Below are 17,094 nucleotides of genomic sequence, written 5' to 3' on the forward strand. Positions count from 1 at the left end.
GACCACCTTGACAGAACCCGCGGACGCGGTAGTGACGCGGCGCGCTTCGGTAGAGTGATCAGCATCACGTCTTGTGGTCCAGAGGGGACGACTGATCCGGCGACGGGCAGACAGTGAGATGCAAAGGATGTGGCACCTTGACACAGAGCACGGACAGCAATGACCAGGTCGCCCGGTTTGGAGCGCCGGCCTCCACCTGGGACGAGATCGAACAGAAGTCACCCGGGGAGCGCGCCGCACCGGAAAAGCCGAGTCTGAATCTGAGGCGGTGGATCGGACTGGCCGCAGGACTGGTCATCGCTCTGGTGGTCTTCGCGGTGATGCCCGCGGACGTGGCCCACAATGCCAGGCTGACGGCCGCCGTCGCGGTGCTGATGGCCATCTGGTGGATGACCGAGGCGCTGCCCATCCCGGCCACCGCCCTGGTGCCGCTGATCGCCTTCCCTCTGTTGGGCGAGGAGATCACGATCGATGCGATCGGCGCCTCCTACGGCAACAACATCATCTTCCTGTTCATGGGAGGTTTCATCCTGGCCCTGGCCATGCAGCGGTGGAACCTGCACCGGCGTATCGCCCTGGTCACCGTCAGCGCCATGGGCACCAAGCCCGGCGGCGTGGTGGCCGGATTCATGATCGCCACGGGGTTCCTGTCCATGTGGGTCTCCAACACGGCCACCGCGGTGATGATGATCCCGATCGGCGTGTCCGTGCTGACCCTGGTGGTCGCCCAGACCTCGGGCCGGATCTCCGAGGACGCGGATCCGACCTCCACCGAGGTCAAGGACGAGGTCATCAAGTCCAACTTCGGCACGGCCCTGATACTGGGCATCGCCTACGCGGCCTCCGTCGGCTCGCTGGGCACCCTGATCGGCACACCTCCGAACACCCTGCTGGCCGGGTACATGTCCGAGACCCACGGGGTGACCATCGGCTTCGGCCAGTGGATGCTGGTGGGCGTCCCGCTGTCCCTGGTGATGCTGGTGATCGTCTGGTTCCTGCTCACCCGGGTGCTGTTCAAGGCCGAGATCGACGAGATCCCCGGCGGCCGTGAGCTGATCCGCTCCGAGAAGGCCAAGCTGGGCCCGATCTCCTCCGGCGAGATCCGCGTGCTGATCATCTTCGTCCTGGCCGCACTGTCCTGGATCTTCATCCCACTGTTCTTCAAGGGACTGATCTCGGATGCCGGGATCGCCATGGTGGTGGCGCTGCTGCTGTTCGTCCTGCCGGCCGGTGCAGCCCGAGGGGTGCGCCTGCTGGACTGGGAATCTGCCGTGAGGCTGCCCTGGGGCGTGCTGCTGCTCTTCGGCGGCGGCCTGGCCCTGTCCTCGCAGTTCGGCTCCTCCGGCCTGGCGGAGTGGATCGGGGACCAGGTGGCAGGGCTGGCCGGCATCCCGGTCTGGCTGCTGGTGGCCATCTTCGCCACCGCCATCCTGTTCCTGACCGAACTGACCTCCAACACTGCCACCGCGGCGACCTTCCTGCCGGTGGCCGGCGGTGTGGCGCTGGGCGTGGGCGTGGACCCCATGCTGCTGGCCATTCCGGTGGCCCTGGCCGCCACCTGCGCGTTCATGCTGCCGGTGGCCACTCCGCCGAACGCGATCGCCTACGGCTCCGGCTACGTGACGATCGGTCAGATGGTCAAGGGCGGTCTGTATCTGAACCTGGTGGGGATCGTGCTGATCAGCCTGGTCACCATGACCCTGGGCGTGTGGGTGTTCGGGCTGGTGTTCTAACGTCTTGATCGCGCCCGGGTCCGCGGCTTAGAGCCAGCCGCGGTCCCGGGCGGTCAGCGCCGCCTCGGTCCGGTTGGCCGTGTGCGTCTTGGCGATCCCCGAGGAGAGGTGATTGCGCACGGTCCCGGCCGAGAGCACCAGCGCGGCGGCGATCTCCCGCACGCTCGAGCCGTCCAGGGCCGCCCGCAGCACGTCCTTCTCCCGGTCTGTCAGGGGGTTCGCACCGCTCATCAGCGACTCCTGCGCCAGGCTCGGGTCCACCACCCGCCCGCCGGCATGCACGGTCCGCACCGCCTCGGCCAGCTGCTCAGCGGGAGTGTCCTTCACCACGAACCCCGCCGCACCGGCCTCCAGAGCCCTCCGCAGGTAGCCCGGCCGCCCGAACGTGGTCACCATCAGACACCGGCACTGCACGCCGGCGTCCGCCACCGCCTGCTGCACCGCGCGCACCGTCTCGATCCCGTCCATCCCCGGCATCTCGATGTCCAGCAGCGCCACGTCCACCCGGTGCTCCAGGACCGCCTGGGCCACCCCGGTCCCGTCCTCGAGCTGGGCCACCACGGTCAGATCCGGCTCCAGGTCCAGCAGGGCCGCCAGGGCGCCACGCACCAGGGCCTGGTCATCGGCCAGCAGCACCCGGATCATCGTCTCCGCTCCTTCAGCCACTTCTGCCCCCTCCTTCCCGACGACGGCCCCTCCACTCACAGCGTCACCTCCACCTGGGTGCCGGGTCGGCTGCGGTTCCGTCTGCTCGGGCCCGCCGGTCCGCCCGGCCCGATGGTCAGTGTCCCACCGGCCTGCTCCACTCGTTCGTGCATCCCGCGTAACCCGTTGCCCTCGCGGTCCTGACCCGGCTGGGAGGTGCCCGTTGGCCCGGGAAGGCCGCGGCCGTCGTCGTGCACCACCAGGCGTCCTGGCTCCAGGGTGACCGTGCAGCGGGAGGCGCCGGCGTGCCGGATGACGTTGGTGACGGCCTCCCGCAGGCACCAGGCGAACAGCGCGCGCTGGGCGGAGGGGATCTGCTCGGCCGTATCCGGGGTGGGCAGGTGTGCGCTGATCCCGGCGGCGTCCAGGGCGGTGCGGGTCGAGGCCAGCTGGGCGCCGAGCTCCGGGGTGCGCAGCCCGCCCACCGTGGAGCGGACCTCAGCCAGGGACTGACGGGTCAGCTCCAGCACCTCCGCCAGCTCCCCCTTGGCGCGTTCGGGGTCGGCGTCCACCAGACGCTGGGCCAGCTCGGTCTTGACGGTGACCACGGTGAGTGAATGGCCCAGGACATCGTGCACGTCCCGGGCCAGAGACTCGCGCTGCTGGGCCACGATCAGCTCCTCCCGCAGCACCCGCGCGCGGTCCTCCTGGGCCATGGAGAGCCGGACGGTGACGATGATCAGCAGTGACGCACCCAGGGAGACGGCAGACCAGAAGAGGTTCGCCGGGCCAGCCCACCACAGGCCCACGGCTGCGAAGAGGACCACCACGACGGCCGCACCGGTCATCCCCACCCGGACCGGGTGGTTGAACAGCCACACGGCGGCGAAGTACGGAGCCGTGGCCAGCACGCCGTAGGACGCGGAGGGAACGGCCAGACCGACCAGCGCGAGCAGGCCCACGCAGTACAGCACGGTGTTGACCCAGAGCGGGCGACGGAGCAGAGGCTGTGGGCGGATGAAGGCGATGAGGTAGAGCGCGGCGAACCCGGCGAGCCCGGCGAAGCCCAGGACCTTCAGCGGGATGCTGGCATCGGTGCGGAGGATCGAGAACACCGGGAAGGCCAGGAACACCAGCCAGACCCCGGCGTCCATCATCACCTGACGGATGCCGGGGCCCGGCGGGCCGGGGGTTCCCGGCGGAGTCTGTGCGGTGGGGCTCATGGGCTCACCCGCGGCGGGTGGTGCGGCGGGCGGCCACCCAGCAGATCAGCGCGAAGACCAGCGTCCATGCCACCACATTCAACACGATCAGGCCCAGCGGATCAGACTGCGGTTCGCCCTGGACGGCCACGATGGTCCCCTCCAGCTGCGGCCAGCGGGCCAGGGTGGCCACACCGTAGAGCGGAGTGAATTTGGCGATCTCCAGCAGGGTGCCGGTCAGCGGCATGAACAGGTTGCCGAAGAAGGCCAGCACCACCAGCAGCCCTGATGCGGCGGAGACGGCGGCCTCGGAGCGGAAGAGCAGTGCGGCGGCCAGCCCGTAGAACGCGAACGGCAGGGCGCCGATCAGGGTCAGGCCAGCGGAGCTGAACCAGGTGGCGGCGCTGTCCATCTCCGCCCCGGTGAAGAACCCGACCGTGTAGACCACCACGATCGGCAGCACCGACATGGCCAGGGCCACCAGCACCTTGCCGAGCACGTAGCCCGGTCCGGTCAGCCCGGTCAGGCCCAGCTGCCGCCCCCAGCCCTGCTGGCGTTCCACCGCGGCGGAGCCGGCCATGGAGCTGGTGGCCATCACGGCGCCGTACACCCCCATGGAGACCATCTGGTAGGCGGCCACGTTGCCGTGTCCGGCCGGCTGGTCGCCGTACTCGGCCAGGGCCCCGAACATCAAGTACAGCGCAGCGGGCAGGACCACGATGAAGAACGTGGCCTCAAACATCCGCACGTTGCGCAGGAAGTCCCAGCCGGCGAACCGGGCGATGATGCCCGCGCGGGACCGTGGCCGTCCGGTCAAGCGGGTCTGGGCGGCAGTCTGGTCAGGGGTGTTCGGGGTCTGCGGGGTCTGCAGAGCGTCAGTGGCTGCGGTGCTCATCTCAGCGTCCCTTCTGTTCGGTGGTGTCGGCAGTGTCTGTGGTGGTCTCGGTGGCGGTGTCGGCGGTCAGGTCCAGGAACACCTGGTCCAGGCTCGCCGCGGCGATCTCCAGCTCATGACCCAGGCCCTCGTTGAGCAGAGCGCGCGCCAGCGCATCCGTGTCCTGCGCGGAGAACCGGACGCGATCGCCCTGGTGCGTGACGTCGTCGGGAAGTCCCTGCTGTGCGGCGAAGGACTCCGGGGTGCCCGGCCCGGTCCACCGGCAGCTCAGCGTGCGCTGGCCGGTGCCGGTGACCTCCTGCACGGAGCCGTCCACCACCACGCGGCCCTGGCGCATCAGCACGATCCGATCCGCAAAGTCCGAGGCCTCCTGCAGGTAGTGCGTGGCGAAGATGACGGTGCGTCCCCGCTCGGCCTCGGCGTGCATGGCCGCCCAGAACTCCTGCCGGGCACGCACGTCCATCCCAGCCGTGGGCTCATCCAGCAGCAGCAGGTCCGGCTCGGTGAGCAGAGCCAGGGCGAAGCGCAGCCGTTGGCGCTCGCCGCCGGAGCACTTCTTGACTTTGCGCGTGGCGATCCGGGCGGCACCGGCCCGCTCCAGTGCCTCATCCACCGGGATGTGGCGCGGGTGGCAGGCGGCCACCATGGACACGGTCTCCTTCACGGTCAGGTCCGCCAGCAGCCCCTCGGTCTGCAGCACGGCCCCCACCCGGCCGGCGTGCACGGCCCGCTGGGGTGAGGTGCCCAGCACGGACAGGCGTCCCGACGTCGGCTCGGTGAATCCCAGCACCATGTCCAGGAACGTGGTCTTGCCGGCCCCGTTGGGACCGAGCAGGGCGACGATCTCCCCGCGGTCCACGGACAGGTCCACCCCGTTCACGGCCCGCACAGAGCCGAAGTGACGGTGCACGTCAGTGGCGTGCAGGGCGGTGCCGCTGGGGGATGTTCCGGCGTCTTGGGGTGCGGTCGGTGCAGTCTGGGTGGTCTCTGCTCTGGTGATCATGGCTCCAGCCTGTTCGGTCTGGGGCTGGAGCGGATCTGTCAGGTGTCACGACCTCGGCATGACAGATGTCATGGGTGGGTGCCCGGGTGGGCCCGTCCGCGCGCTGCGTCCTCCGACGATCCCGGTCGCACACCTCGTCGATCTGCCAGACCCTGTTGCACTGTTCGTCCAGATTGGTGTCCCTGTTGCACGCCTTGTCGCCCCGGGGCAAAGAACTGGTCGAACCGTGCAACCGAGTTACGGATCTCGACAAGCACTGCATCAGAGATCTGCGGGCTCGATCACCGGGACGCCCGGGTCTACCGTGGAGCCATGGAACTGAGCATCCGTCCCGGGGACATCACCCAGACCGAGGCCGACGCCGTCGTGAACGCGGCCAACTCCACCCTGCTGGGCGGCGGGGGAGTGGACGGCGCCATCCACCGCCGCGGTGGGAAGGAGATCCTGGCCGAGTGCCGGCGCCTGCGGGAGACGCAGCTGCCGGACGGCCTCCCTGCAGGACAGGCCATCCCGACGACGGCCGGGAACCTTCCGGCGCGATGGGTCATCCACACAGTGGGTCCGGTGTGGGCGAAGACGATCGACAAGTCGGAGACGCTGGCGTCCTGCTACCGGGAGTCGCTGCGGGTGGCCAAGGAGCTCGGCGCGCGCACGGTGGCGTTCCCGGCGATCTCCGCGGGGATCTACGGCTGGCCGATGGATGACGCCGCTCGGATCGCCGTGCAGACCTGCCGTGAGACCGCCGGCGAGGTGGGCGACGTGGTGCGGGAGGTCATCTTCGTGCCTCGCGGTGAGACGGCCGAAGCCGCCTTCCGGACCGCCCTGGAGGGCTGATCGGAAAGCGGCTTCGCGTGGTGCAGGGGAGGTGCGCCGCTCAGCGCAGGACGTTCTCCCCGTTGCCGTAGACCATGGGGTTGCCCACGGGCGTGCCGTCGTCTTCGGCGGTGGCGCCGGGCTTGTAGAGCTGGACCACCTGGGCGGACTTCTCTTCGGCGTCGTCCCAGGCGGTGATGATGAGGGCATCGTGCAGCTCATCCTCGACCGGCATCTGGCCGTCGAACACGGATACGGCGATGGCCGGCTTGGGGTCCAGCTGAGCCAGCTGCTCGGTGACGTGCTGCTCATTGGACCCGGGGAAACGCCACAGGCCCTTCTGGTCGTCGGCGGTCACGGCCAGCAGGAACGGGTCCATGCCGGAGCCGTCACCCACTGACTCCATGGCGTGCTGGATGCCCAGGAAGACCAGGGGGGAGACGCGCTCGCTGGGCGGCTGAGGCTGGCCCTCTGGCATCTTGGTCCCGGCCGGGATGGCATCGGGGTCGTGGGTGGGGGATGGGTTGTTCGGCTGATCGCTCACGTCTTGGACGCTAACAGTGCCCGGTAGCATGGACAACCGTGGCTCTTACAATCGGAATCGTCGGCCTGCCCAATGTTGGCAAGTCCACCCTCTTCAATGCACTGACCCGTCAGACCGTTCTGGCTGCGAACTATCCGTTCGCGACCATCGAACCCAATGTGGGCGTGGTCAACCTGCCGGACGAGCGGCTGGACAAGCTCGCGGAGATCTTCGGGTCCCAGCGGATCCTGCCGGCCACGGTGTCCTTCGTGGACATCGCCGGCATCGTCAAGGGCGCCTCCGAGGGGGAAGGCCTGGGCAACCAGTTCCTGGCCAACATCCGTGAGGCCCATGCGATCGCCCAGGTGGTGCGCGCCTTCGAGGACTCCGACGTCGTCCACGTGGACGGGCGCGTCTCTCCGGCCTCGGACATGGAGACCATCAACACCGAGCTGGTGCTGGCGGACATGCAGACCGTGGAGAAGGCCCTGCCGCGGTGGCAGAAGGAAGTCACCGGCAAGAAGCGCGAGGCCAGCGATGTGGCCGCCCTGCAGGCCGTACAGACTGTGCTCGAGCGCGGTGACACCATCTACTCGGCGATCGAGACCGAGAAGCTGGAGATGGAGCCGCTGCGCGAGCTGGGCCTGCTGACCGCCAAGCCCTTCATCTACGTGTTCAATGCGGACGACTCCGTGCTGGGCGACGAGGCCAAGCAACAGGAGCTGCGCGACCTGGTGGCCCCGGCTGAGGCCGTGTTCCTGGACGCCAAGCTGGAGTCCGACCTCGTGGAGCTCTCCGAGGAGGAGGCCCGGGAGATGCTGGAGATGAACGGCCAGGACGAGTCCGGGCTGGACCAGCTGGCCCGCGTCGGCTTCTCCACCCTGGGACTGCAGACCTACCTGACGGCCGGTCCCAAGGAGGCCCGCGCCTGGACCATCAACCAGGGCGACACCGCCCCGCAGGCCGCCGGCGTGATCCACACCGACTTCCAGCGCGGCTTCATCAAGGCCGAGATCGTCTCCTTCGAGGACCTCGTGGACGCCGGCTCCATGGCCGAGGCCAAGGCCAAGGGCAAGGTCCGCATGGAGGGCAAGGACTACATCATGCAGGACGGCGACGTCGTCGAGTTCCGCTTCAATGTCTGAGTCTCTGCCGCCGTGCCCGTCGTGCTCGGAGGACTACACCTACGAGCAGGGTGACCTTCTGGTCTGCCCGATGTGCGGCCACGAGTGGGCGGCGCAAGGTCCGTCCGACGAGGTGGCACCGGAGGAATCGTCGGTCAAGGATGCTGTGGGCAACGTGCTCTCCGACGGTGACACGGTGAGTGTGGTCAAGACCCTCAAGGTCAAAGGCGGGGGAGTCGGCGCCATCAAGGCGGGCACCAAGGTGAAGGGCATCCGTCTGATCACCGATGGTGTGGATGGGCATGACATCGACGCCACCGTGCCGGGATACGGCCGTATGCAGCTCAAGTCCAGCGTGGTGAAGAAATCCGTCTGAGCGTCGATGGGGGCGGGCGCATCGACGTTGCTGGGACCGACCACAAGGTCGTGAATCTGGTTTAACGCCTTCCGTTAATGACGGACCACGTCATAGACTGAGAACGTGATCAGATCGTTCGGCACCAAGGACACCGAACGCATCTGGCATGAGCAGTATGTCAAGCGCGTCGACCGGACGGTGCAGAGGGCGACCTTGCGAAAGCTCGAGCTGATTCATGCGGCGAAGGACGTCGAGGACCTACGGATCCCGCCTGGGAACCGACTCCAGAGACTGGTCGGAGACCGTCGCGGGCAGCACAGCATCCGTGTGAACGCGCAGTGGCGGATCTGCTTCGTCTGGCGAGAGGGAGGTGCAGAAGATGTCGAACTCGTCTACTACCACTGAGAACGACCTGATCGAGCCGATCCACCCGGGGGAGATTCTGATGGTGGATTTCATCGAGGGTTTTGGGATCACGCAGAACAAGCTCGCCGTGTCCCTCGGTGTGCCGCCGCGTCGGATCAACGAGATCGTGCACGGCAAGCGGGGGATCACTGCTGATACTGCTATCCGTCTGGCGCGCTACTTCGGGACATCCGAGGAGTTCTGGATGAACCTGCAGACGAACTACGAGCTCCGACTGCAACGGCGGGCGCTACGGGAGAAGATCTCTGCGATCACACCCCTCGCAGTCGCCTAAGCGTCGACTGCGGCACCATCCCACCGGTGTCCGTTTTCGCCGGGATCCGTACGCTCGCTGTGGTGCGGGACCGCTGAACAGCACCTACAGTCGGGGGATGAGTGAACGTGAGTTCGACCTGATCCTGTTCGGTGCCACCGGGTTCGTCGGCAGGCTGACTGCCGCGCATCTGGCGCATCATGCTCCCGACCACCTCCGTATCGCCATCGCTGGCCGGAGCCAGGACCGGCTGGAGGCCGCCCGAGCGGAACTGCCACCCTCCGCGGCGAACTGGCCGGCCATCGTCGTGGATGCCTCAGATGAGGAGGCCCTGCGTGCCATGGCGCGGAGCACGCGCGTGGTGGTCTCCACCGTGGGACCCTACGCCCGGTACGGGATGCCGTTGGTGGGCGCCTGCGCCGAGGCCGGCACCCACTACTGCGACCTGACCGGCGAGGTCCTGTTCGTGCGCGAGGCGATCGATCGCCATCATGAGACCGCAGTGGCATCCGGAGCCCGGCTGGTGAACTCCTGCGGTTTCGACTCGGTGCCCTCCGACCTCGGTGTGCTGGTGACGGCCCAGCGCGTCGCCGAGGACGGGGAAGGCACGCTGGGGGAGACCACCCTGCACGTGCGCTCGCTGCGCGGGGGACTGAGCGGCGGCACCATCGACTCCATGCGCGAGCAGATCCGCCAGATGTCCCAGGACGCACAGAGCCGCCGGACGGTGGGCGATCCCTACGGACTCTCGCCGGAACGGAACGCTGAGCCCGCCGGGTCCGCGACGCCGACGGGCAAGCAGCCACGGACCAGGCTCGACGGCCTCCTGCGGAAGCTGCCGTTCCGCCAGGACGCGCAGACCGGTCGATGGACCGCGCCGTTCGTGATGGCCGGCTACAACACGCGCGTGGTGCGGCGCAGCAATGCCCTCACCGATTGGTCTTACGGTCGGCAGTTCCGCTACCACGAGGTCTCCGACACCGGGCAGGGGGCCACCGGGGCGGTGCGGGCCGCGGCCACGGCCACGGCCCTGGGCGGACTGGCCGCAGGCATGTGGTTCACGCCCACGCGGACTCTGCTGGACCGCGTGCTGCCGAAGCCCGGATCCGGTCCGGGGCAGGACTCGATGGACAACGGACGCTTCGTGATGGACATCGAGACCACCACGACGACGGGCGCCCGGTACCGCACGCGCGTGGCGGCTGACTACGACCCGGGGTACAGCGGCACCGCGATCATGCTGGGCCAATCGGCGCTGGCTCTGGCCGAAGACGAGGCCCGGCTGCCGCAACGGGCCGGTGTACTGACACCGGCCACAGCCCTGGGTGAGGTCCTGGTCGAGCGGCTTCGCAGGCACGGCTTCACCTTCCAGGTGGAGCGCGTCAAGAACTGACGACTTCGGACAGGAAGTCCGAGGTGGCCGTGATGATCTCAGCCCAGGCGTCGTCCTGCGAGGTGCTCGGTGTTTCCGGAGCCGAACTCATCCGCGTCTCCACGCTGAGCGGGGGCCACGCCCTGGGCTCGCCCGTCCCCTGGGTGACGGGCATGAACCTCGCCGCTGCACCGAGCTTGCACTACGCTCCCAGCCATGAGCAGCGAACGCGCCGGCAGCCTGCAGGTGATCACCGGACCCATGTTTTCCGGCAAGTCCGAGGAGCTGATGCGCCGCGTCCACCGCTCCCAGCTGGCTGGACGGCGCGTCCTGGTCATCACCCATGCCCTGGATGACCGCCGCGGCGTGGAACAGGTCTCCACCCACACCGGACGGAGCATCCCCGCGACGACGGCCACGGACTCCCAGCAGATCCTCGCCCTGGCCTCGGGCCAGGACCTGGACCTGCTGGCGATCGACGAGGCACAGTTCTTCGGCCCTGACCTGATCTCCACTGTGCTGACGCTGGCAGGTGAGGGAGCCGTCGTCGTGGTCTCCGGCCTGTGCGTGACCTTCGACGCCCAGCCCTACCCGCCGCTGCCGGAGCTGATGGCACTGGCCGAGCAGGTCACCAAGCTGACCGCGGTGTGCGCGGTGTGCGGGGCGGACGCGGTGTACCACCAGCGGATCCAGGCGGCGTCGGCCTCGCAGCCGGGCGCCACGGACCCCACGGTGGCTCGAGCCGAGCACATCGGCGGGACCGAGTCCTACCAGGCTCGGTGCCGGCGCCACCTGGAATAGAGCCCACGCCCTGCTCGGTTGCACACGGTATGCGAGCTATGACCTATGCACAGTACGGAGACGAGTCCGTCCTGGAACTGACCGAGCAGCCCTTGCCGAAGGTGGGACCGAGCCAGCTGCGGGTGCGGGTGACCCGGTCCTCGGTGAACCCCGTGGACTGGAAGGTGATGTCCGGTGCGCTGGACCAGATGATGGACGCCAGCTTCCCGGCCATACCCGGCTGGGACGTGGCTGGCGTGGTGGACGAGGTGGGCCCTGACACCCCCGAGTTCGCCGTGGGGGACCGCGTGGCCGCCTACGCACGGAAGATCGTGGTCTCCGGTGGGACTTGCGCCGAGTACGTGACCATCCCGGTGGAGTTCGCCGCGATGATCCCAGACGGCGTCTCCGATGACCACGCCGGCGCCCTGCCGCTGACCGGACTGACCGCACGGCGCGCGGTCAACGCCCTGGACGTGGGCCCTGAGGACACCGTGCTGCTGCATGCGGCCTCCGGCGGGGTCGGATTCCTCGCCGCCCAGCTGGCTGCCCGCCGCGGGGCCACCGTGATCGGCACCTGTTCGCCGGAGAGCTTCGAGAAGCTGCGGAGGATCGGGGTCACTCCCGTGGAGTACGGCGAGGGACTGACCGAGCGGGTCCAGCAGATCGCCCCGGACGGTGTGGACGCCGTGGCGGACTTCGTCGGTGAGGTCCTGGAGACCACGTTGGCCGTGCTCACGGAGGGTGGCCGGCACGTCTCCATCGCGGACCCGGCCGTGCTGGAGCACGGGGGCCAATGGCTGTGGGTCCGGCCGGACGGTGCCGGGCTGGCCGAGCTGCTGCGGATGCTGGACGCCGGCGAGATCCAGCTGGACATCGACCGCACCCTGCCGCTGGAGGAGCTGCCGGAGGCGTTCCGGATCAGCCGTGAGGGCGAGGCCAACGGCAAGATCGTGATCACCGTCCAGGACTGACTCGGCGACCCCACACGCGACGGCGCGAGACCACTCAGGTCTCGCGCCGTCGTCGTGCTCTGCAGTGCGGGTCCGTCAGGACCGCAGCTTGGCCTCCTCGGCGGCGTGCGGGGAGACCTCGTTGCGGTCCGGGTTCACGGCGTCCTCGCGGCGCGCGTCCCCGCTCATGCTGGACAGCGAGGTGGACGGGGTGGCGTCGTCCCGCCAGCGCAGCAGTGCTCCCACACCCTCGGTGATGGTGGCGGCCTCGGCGGGCAGCGCGGAGACCCCGGCGTCGGTGGCGATCGCCTGGCGGATCAGCGATTCGATGTTCTTCGGCTCGCGCCCGATCACGAACAGCAGCTCATCCACCTGCCCCCGCTCCAGCACCTGGGCGGTCTCCTCGGCGCCGGAGACGGACTCGGCCCCGCGCTGCTGGCTCTCGTGGAACCGGTCGGAGAGCTCGCGCAGCCGGGCGTCGATGAACTCCTGGGTGACACGCGCCAGCTCCTCGCGGAAGGACTCCCGGTCCATGCTCACCCCGCGCGTGCCGCCGGGCACCTGATGCAGCCGGGCGCGCACCTCCTGGCCCAGTTCGGCCTCCAGCAGCGCCAGTGCGCGCACGTCTCCGGTGACCAGGACCATGTCCGGGAGATGCTCGGTGACGATCCGGTTCACCATGGCGGCCACGGCCTCGGCATTGCGCTCCCAGGAGTCCTCCACGCGGGCCTCGAAGTTGGACGTGCGCCAACCGTGCGGGGAGGAGCCGCCGCCGGACTTCGACTTGGTCAGCTCGTCATGTCCGCCCTCCACGGTGACGTCCTCGCCCAGACCGTTCGCGGCCTGCGGGATCGAGGGGTTCTCCGCCGAGCGCAGGTGCAGGTCCGCCCCGGCCCGGTCCACCTCCACCAGCAGCTGGCTGACCGCCTGCGGTGTCAGCTGGACCAGGGGGAGCAGCTTGGGGACCTCTCCGTAGTGGGCACGCTGGGTCAGCGGCGGGACGGGCAGCACCCGGTTGAGCACGATCTCACCGCCCGCGGCCAACAGCGCCCGCCCGTGCCGACCCCCGATCTTCGGCGGTTCGAGCACGGTCTCCTCGATCCGCTCGAGCAGCTCCTCCGGCGCGCCGTCCGCGGCGAGCTGATGCCGCATCTGCTCCCACCGGGTGGATAGCTCGGCGGCGGCCTGCGGGTGGTTCCTGCTGGTGTCCAGATAGACCGAGACATAGGGTCCGTCCAGGTCGAGCGCGGCTTTGAGCCAGGGCAACTTCACAGGGGCCTCCTGAGTGCAGTCGGTGCGGCGCCCAGCCGGGTCACGCTCGGCTCGGACGCCTCGGGTGAGTCTCCACCCTGTCACTGTGGCTCGGCTCACACAAGGGCCAGGATTCCCGACGACGGCCCCGCACCTGAGGAGGCCGGGCTCGGCTCAGTCGGTGGTCGCCGGTCGGGTCATCGGGACGTGGGGGATCCCGTCCTCCAGGAACTCCGGGCCGGACGGCGCGAACCCGAACCGGGCGTACCAGTGGGCCAGATGAGCCTGGGCGTCCAGCACGCACCGGCGCTCGCCCACCTGATCCAGTGCGGCCTGCATCAGCTGTGCGGCCAACCCGGCTCCCCGGTGCTGCTCTGCCACCACCACGCGCCCGATCCGCAGGGTGCTCCCGTCCGGCTCCTGCAGGATGCGCAGGGTGCCCAGGGGCGTTCCGGGGTCCTCTGCCGTCTCGACCCACAGGTGCACGGTCTGCGGTTCCAGGTCCCGTCCGTCCAGGTCCAGGTACGGGCAGTCCTGCTCCACCACGAACACCTCCGAGCGCAGGCGCCACAGCAGGTAGGCGGTGCGCGGATCCAGCTCTGAGAAAGGGGCAGATCGGACGGAGCTGACGGTGGCGGGTGGTGCGCTGCGCTCAGGACTCATGTGGTCATGCTCGCAGATCATGCCCCGTGTGTCAGATGCCGCTCCCACCCCCTTCCCGGGACACCCGAGGGTCGGTTCTGGGCCTGGGTTGTCCCGGGAAGGGGGTCGGAGCATCGGCGTACGGTGGGCGCATGGTTACCTCACCGCTCCCGCACCCCATCACTGCGCAGCCCTTCCCCTCACCGGTGCCCCCGGGGACGGGGTGGCCGGGGGATCCGGCCACCCCGTCCACTCCCGTGGCCCACAGCGCCGGTGAGGTGGCAGCGCTCGCAGGCCGGGCGTCGTCGGGACCTGACCTGGATGCCATGGTCAGCGTGTGCCGCGCCTGCCCGCGACTGGTGGCCTGGCGGGAGGAGGTGGCCGCCACCAAGCAGCGCAGATTCCAGGGGGAGCCGTACTGGGGCCGGCCGGTGCCGAGCCTGGGGGAGCAGCGCCCGCGCGTGCTGGTGATCGGGCTGGCCCCGGCGGCGCAGGGCGGGAACCGCACCGGGCGGATGTTCACGGGCGACCGCTCGGGGGACTGGATCATGGCCGCGCTGCACCGCGCGGGGTATGCCACCCAGGCCGAATCCTGGTCTGCGGGGGACGGGCTGGAGCTGCACGGCGTGCGGATCATCGCGCCCGTGCACTGCGCGCCTCCGGGCAACAAGCCGACCCCGGACGAGCGTGCCGCGTGCGGCGGCTGGATGGACCGGGAGCTCCTCCTGGCAGGCAGTGCGGAGTCGGCGCTGGTGCTGGGCGGGATCGGCTGGCAGGCAGTGCACGCGGCGGCAGCACGCCTGGGCTGGCAGGTGCCCCGCCCACGCGTGACGTTCGGCCACGGCGCGGAGACCACATTCCTGCGCGACGACGGCACGCACCTTCGCGTGATCGGCTGCTACCACGTCAGCCAGCAGAACACCTTCACCGGCCGGCTCACCGAGGCGATGCTGGACGAGGTGATCGGGCGGCTGTGAGGAGCAGAGCGGACCTGTTGCGTGTCCGGGTGGAGTCGTAGTCTGTGCCTGGGTCGGACATGGAGCCGGCCCCTGGTGCACGTCCTCAAGGAGAGATCATGACTGCCACCGTCGCCACATACATCGCCTTCCCCGGGACCACCGCGGAGGCCTTCACCCACTGGCATGAGGTGTTCGGCGGGGAGCTGAACATGGTCAGATACGGCGACATGCCCATGGAGAGCATGCCGTTCGAACCCGATCCCCAGGCCGTGGCCCACGTGACCCTCACGCTTCCGGGCGGCAGCATCCTGGCTGGGGGAGACGCCATGGAGGACGGCAACGACTACGTCATCCGGGACACCGCCTACTCGCTGCTGTACACCGCGGACAGTGTGGACGAGGCGCAGGGGCTGATCCAGAAGCTGGTGGACGCCGGCGGGTCCGTGGGCATGCCCTTCGAGCAGGCGCCTTGGGGCGACCACTACGGAACGGTCTTCGACCGCTTCGGCGTGATGTGGTCCTTCTCGGTGGAGGCCGACCGCGGACAGCAGGCCGGGTGAGAGATGCCGATGGACAGCTGACGAGCCCGGGCCGTCCTCCTGGTGGACGGTCTGGGCTGTGCCCTGGCGTCCGGGGCAGCGGCCGGTGTGGCCGGGCTGCAGCAGTGGCGGATGGCTCGTGGTGTGGAGAGCTCCGGAGACTGACAGGAGGTCGGGATGAGCTGGCGGGATCGATGGGGCCGGCTGAATCGGCTGATCGGCAGACGTGCCATCACGGCCTCGGCGGGCCACAGCAGGACGCAGCCTGACGTGAATGCTGCAGACAGTTCCGTGCGGAAGGCCCTCGAGCACGTACCTCGCGAGTGCTTCCTCCCCGAGCATCTGCAGGACTCAGCGGACCGTGACGCCCCGCTGCGGATCGGTCACGGACAGACGAACTCCCAGCCCTCCACGGTGGCTGCCATGCTCACCCTGTTGGAAGTCCACCCGGGGCAAAAGGTCCTGGACGTGGGCGCCGGGTCCGGCTGGACCACCGCACTGATGGGTGAGCTGGTGGGGGAGAGCGGATCGGTGATCGGGGTCGAGCGGGTGCCCGAACTGGCAGCCAGCGCCCGGGAGGCGGTCCGGGCCCAAGGCCGGCACTGGGTGCAGGTGCTCGACGCCGTTCCCGGTGAACTCGGGATGCCGAGCCGGGCCCCGTTCGACCGGATCCTCGTCTCCGCGATGGCCGACCACCTGCCGCACGCACTGGTGGAGCAGCTGGCGGTGGACGGGGTGATGGTGATTCCCGTGGGAGGTGAGATGCTGCGGGTCCAGCGTGAGGGTGAGGGCAACCGGGTCACCCGGCACGGGTGGTACCGCTTCATGCCCCTGGTGGAGGGCTGACCCGGCTGGCCCAGGTCAGCTCTCCGTCGAGCCGATCCCGCCCAGGTCGTACACGCGAAAGGTGACGGCGTGCTCGCATCCGGCGACTGAGCCGCCGTCGTGAAGTGTCTGCGGGATGAAGGTGGCCGGATCCGGGTGGTCCTCCACGTGCTCCACGTACGCAGCGTGGCTGCTCAGCGAGCGCACCGCGGCCTGCACGGCGTGCTCGTCCACGGGGACGGCGTGGGTGGGTCGGTCATCACCGGCCACCAGCAGCGCAGAGACATGCCAGGGCTCCAGGGCCTCCTGCTCAGCGAGCTCGCGGAACACCCACCGGTTGTCCGCGTCCCGCACACCGTCCACCACGGCCAGACCTGCAGCACGGTGGTCGGCCTGGTTCAGACCGCCGTATGCCTCGAACGCGAAGGAGGCCGTGACCACGATCTGCGGTCGGACCTGCCGGACCGTGCGGGCGATGTCCCGACGCAGATCCAAGCCGTACTCCAGCATCCCGTCCGGGTGATCCAGGATGCGCAGATCGCTCACTCCTACCTGTGCGCACGCCTGACGCTGCTCCTCGGCACGGACGAGGGCCACCTGTTCCGGAGGCTCGGACATCCCGGCCTCGCCAGCGGTGAGCAGCAGGTAGGTGACCTCCAGGCCGCTGGCGGTCCACGCGGCCACGGCGGCCGAAGTCCCGTACTCCATGTCGTCCGGGTGGGCCACGATGCACAGCACCCGCTCCAGGGAACGGTCCAGTGCCTCGGGGAGCGGGGGGAGGAATGCGGAGGACGTCAT

Annotated in this window: 20 protein-coding genes; 12 read left to right on the plus strand and 8 right to left on the minus strand. The window is 69.3% G+C overall.

The features are described 5' to 3' along the window. The first annotated feature begins 137 nt into the window (after positions 1-137). A complete protein-coding gene (locus ACEXHE_RS06210) occupies positions 138-1,733 on the plus strand; it encodes a DASS family sodium-coupled anion symporter (RefSeq protein WP_374785102.1) in 1,596 nt (531 codons plus the stop codon). Positions 1,734-1,760: 27 nt separating this feature from the next. Here ACEXHE_RS06210 and ACEXHE_RS06215 read toward each other — a convergent pair whose 3' ends face one another. From ACEXHE_RS06215 to ACEXHE_RS06230, 4 genes are read right to left on the minus strand one after another with little or no spacing between them, the layout of a single operon-like run. Further along, entirely contained in the window at positions 1,761-2,378 is a 618-nt protein-coding gene (locus ACEXHE_RS06215; RefSeq protein WP_260060877.1) for a response regulator transcription factor, read from the minus strand. A 56-nt stretch (positions 2,379-2,434) separates the two neighbouring features. Beyond that, positions 2,435-3,601 carry a sensor histidine kinase gene (locus ACEXHE_RS06220; RefSeq protein ID WP_374785103.1) on the minus strand — a complete coding sequence of 389 codons (1,167 nt, stop codon included), beginning with the start codon at positions 3,599-3,601 and terminating at the stop codon, positions 2,435-2,437. A 4-nt stretch (positions 3,602-3,605) separates the two neighbouring features. Next, positions 3,606-4,475 (minus strand): ABC transporter permease, encoded by an 870-nt coding sequence (locus tag ACEXHE_RS06225; RefSeq protein ID WP_374785104.1) that lies wholly within the window; start codon positions 4,473-4,475, stop codon positions 3,606-3,608. 1 nt (position 4,476) lies between these two features. Further along, positions 4,477-5,478 carry an ABC transporter ATP-binding protein gene (locus tag ACEXHE_RS06230; RefSeq protein WP_374785105.1) on the minus strand — a complete coding sequence of 334 codons (1,002 nt, stop codon included), beginning with the start codon at positions 5,476-5,478 and terminating at the stop codon, positions 4,477-4,479. A gap of 312 nt (positions 5,479-5,790) precedes the next feature. Here ACEXHE_RS06230 and ACEXHE_RS06235 point away from each other — a divergent pair, with 312 nt between their 5' ends. After that, positions 5,791-6,312 carry an O-acetyl-ADP-ribose deacetylase gene (locus ACEXHE_RS06235; RefSeq protein WP_374785106.1) on the plus strand — a complete coding sequence of 174 codons (522 nt, stop codon included), beginning with the start codon at positions 5,791-5,793 and terminating at the stop codon, positions 6,310-6,312. Positions 6,313-6,352: 40 nt separating this feature from the next. Here ACEXHE_RS06235 and ACEXHE_RS06240 read toward each other — a convergent pair whose 3' ends face one another. Next, a complete protein-coding gene (locus ACEXHE_RS06240; RefSeq protein ID WP_374785107.1) occupies positions 6,353-6,835 on the minus strand; it encodes a hypothetical protein in 483 nt (160 codons plus the stop codon). Positions 6,836-6,873: 38 nt separating this feature from the next. On the opposite strand from ACEXHE_RS06240, the gene ychF reads away from it, so the two are divergent. The 7 genes from ychF (at position 6,874) to ACEXHE_RS06275 (ending at position 12,101) form a co-directional block, all read left to right on the plus strand. After that, positions 6,874-7,959, plus strand: coding sequence for a redox-regulated ATPase YchF (gene ychF / locus ACEXHE_RS06245; protein ID WP_277245666.1), 1,086 nt, complete (start codon positions 6,874-6,876; stop codon positions 7,957-7,959). After that, positions 7,952-8,314, plus strand: a complete 363-nt coding sequence (locus ACEXHE_RS06250) for a zinc ribbon domain-containing protein YjdM (protein WP_374785108.1) — start codon at positions 7,952-7,954, stop codon at positions 8,312-8,314. The genes ychF and ACEXHE_RS06250 overlap by 8 nt, the downstream gene beginning before the upstream one ends. A 105-nt stretch (positions 8,315-8,419) precedes the next feature. Beyond that, positions 8,420-8,701, plus strand: a complete 282-nt coding sequence (locus ACEXHE_RS06255; RefSeq protein ID WP_374785109.1) for a type II toxin-antitoxin system RelE/ParE family toxin — start codon at positions 8,420-8,422, stop codon at positions 8,699-8,701. Next, a complete protein-coding gene (locus tag ACEXHE_RS06260; RefSeq protein WP_091693220.1) occupies positions 8,676-8,996 on the plus strand; it encodes a HigA family addiction module antitoxin in 321 nt (106 codons plus the stop codon). Before ACEXHE_RS06255 ends, ACEXHE_RS06260 begins: the two co-directional genes overlap by 26 nt. A 97-nt stretch (positions 8,997-9,093) precedes the next feature. Continuing rightward, positions 9,094-10,368 (plus strand): saccharopine dehydrogenase family protein, encoded by a 1,275-nt coding sequence (locus tag ACEXHE_RS06265; RefSeq protein WP_374785110.1) that lies wholly within the window; start codon positions 9,094-9,096, stop codon positions 10,366-10,368. A 195-nt stretch (positions 10,369-10,563) separates the two neighbouring features. Continuing rightward, a complete protein-coding gene (locus tag ACEXHE_RS06270) occupies positions 10,564-11,148 on the plus strand; it encodes a thymidine kinase (protein ID WP_374785111.1) in 585 nt (194 codons plus the stop codon). Positions 11,149-11,177: 29 nt separating this feature from the next. Further along, a complete protein-coding gene (locus tag ACEXHE_RS06275; RefSeq protein ID WP_374785112.1) occupies positions 11,178-12,101 on the plus strand; it encodes an NADP-dependent oxidoreductase in 924 nt (307 codons plus the stop codon). A gap of 75 nt (positions 12,102-12,176) precedes the next feature. Here the strand turns inward: ACEXHE_RS06275 and ACEXHE_RS06280 are convergent, their stop codons facing one another. Together ACEXHE_RS06280 and ACEXHE_RS06285 are read right to left on the minus strand one after the other, a co-directional pair. Next, a complete protein-coding gene (locus ACEXHE_RS06280; protein WP_374785113.1) occupies positions 12,177-13,352 on the minus strand; it encodes a Vms1/Ankzf1 family peptidyl-tRNA hydrolase in 1,176 nt (391 codons plus the stop codon). A 153-nt stretch (positions 13,353-13,505) separates the two neighbouring features. Continuing rightward, positions 13,506-13,994, minus strand: coding sequence for a GNAT family N-acetyltransferase (locus tag ACEXHE_RS06285; protein WP_356967872.1), 489 nt, complete (start codon positions 13,992-13,994; stop codon positions 13,506-13,508). A gap of 131 nt (positions 13,995-14,125) precedes the next feature. On the opposite strand from ACEXHE_RS06285, the gene ACEXHE_RS06290 reads away from it, so the two are divergent. The 3 genes from ACEXHE_RS06290 to pcm all read left to right on the plus strand — a co-directional run bounded on the left by ACEXHE_RS06290 (position 14,126) and on the right by pcm (position 16,317). Next, complete coding sequence (locus ACEXHE_RS06290; protein ID WP_374785114.1) at positions 14,126-14,950, plus strand: uracil-DNA glycosylase; 825 nt, start codon at positions 14,126-14,128, stop codon at positions 14,948-14,950. A 98-nt stretch (positions 14,951-15,048) separates the two neighbouring features. Next, on the plus strand, positions 15,049-15,492 hold the full coding sequence (locus ACEXHE_RS06295) for a VOC family protein (protein ID WP_374785115.1): 444 nt from the start codon (positions 15,049-15,051) through the stop codon (positions 15,490-15,492). A 249-nt stretch (positions 15,493-15,741) separates the two neighbouring features. Then, positions 15,742-16,317: a protein-L-isoaspartate O-methyltransferase gene (pcm, locus tag ACEXHE_RS06300; protein WP_374785116.1), complete on the plus strand. Its 576-nt coding sequence runs from the start codon at positions 15,742-15,744 to the stop codon at positions 16,315-16,317. A 15-nt stretch (positions 16,318-16,332) separates the two neighbouring features. Here pcm and ACEXHE_RS06305 read toward each other — a convergent pair whose 3' ends face one another. Beyond that, a complete protein-coding gene (locus ACEXHE_RS06305) occupies positions 16,333-17,094 on the minus strand; it encodes a PIG-L deacetylase family protein (RefSeq protein WP_374785117.1) in 762 nt (253 codons plus the stop codon).

Origin of the sequence: Micrococcus sp. IITD107, from assembly GCF_041927415.1 — a bacterium.
GTDB lineage: Bacteria > Actinomycetota > Actinomycetes > Actinomycetales > Micrococcaceae > Citricoccus > Citricoccus terreus.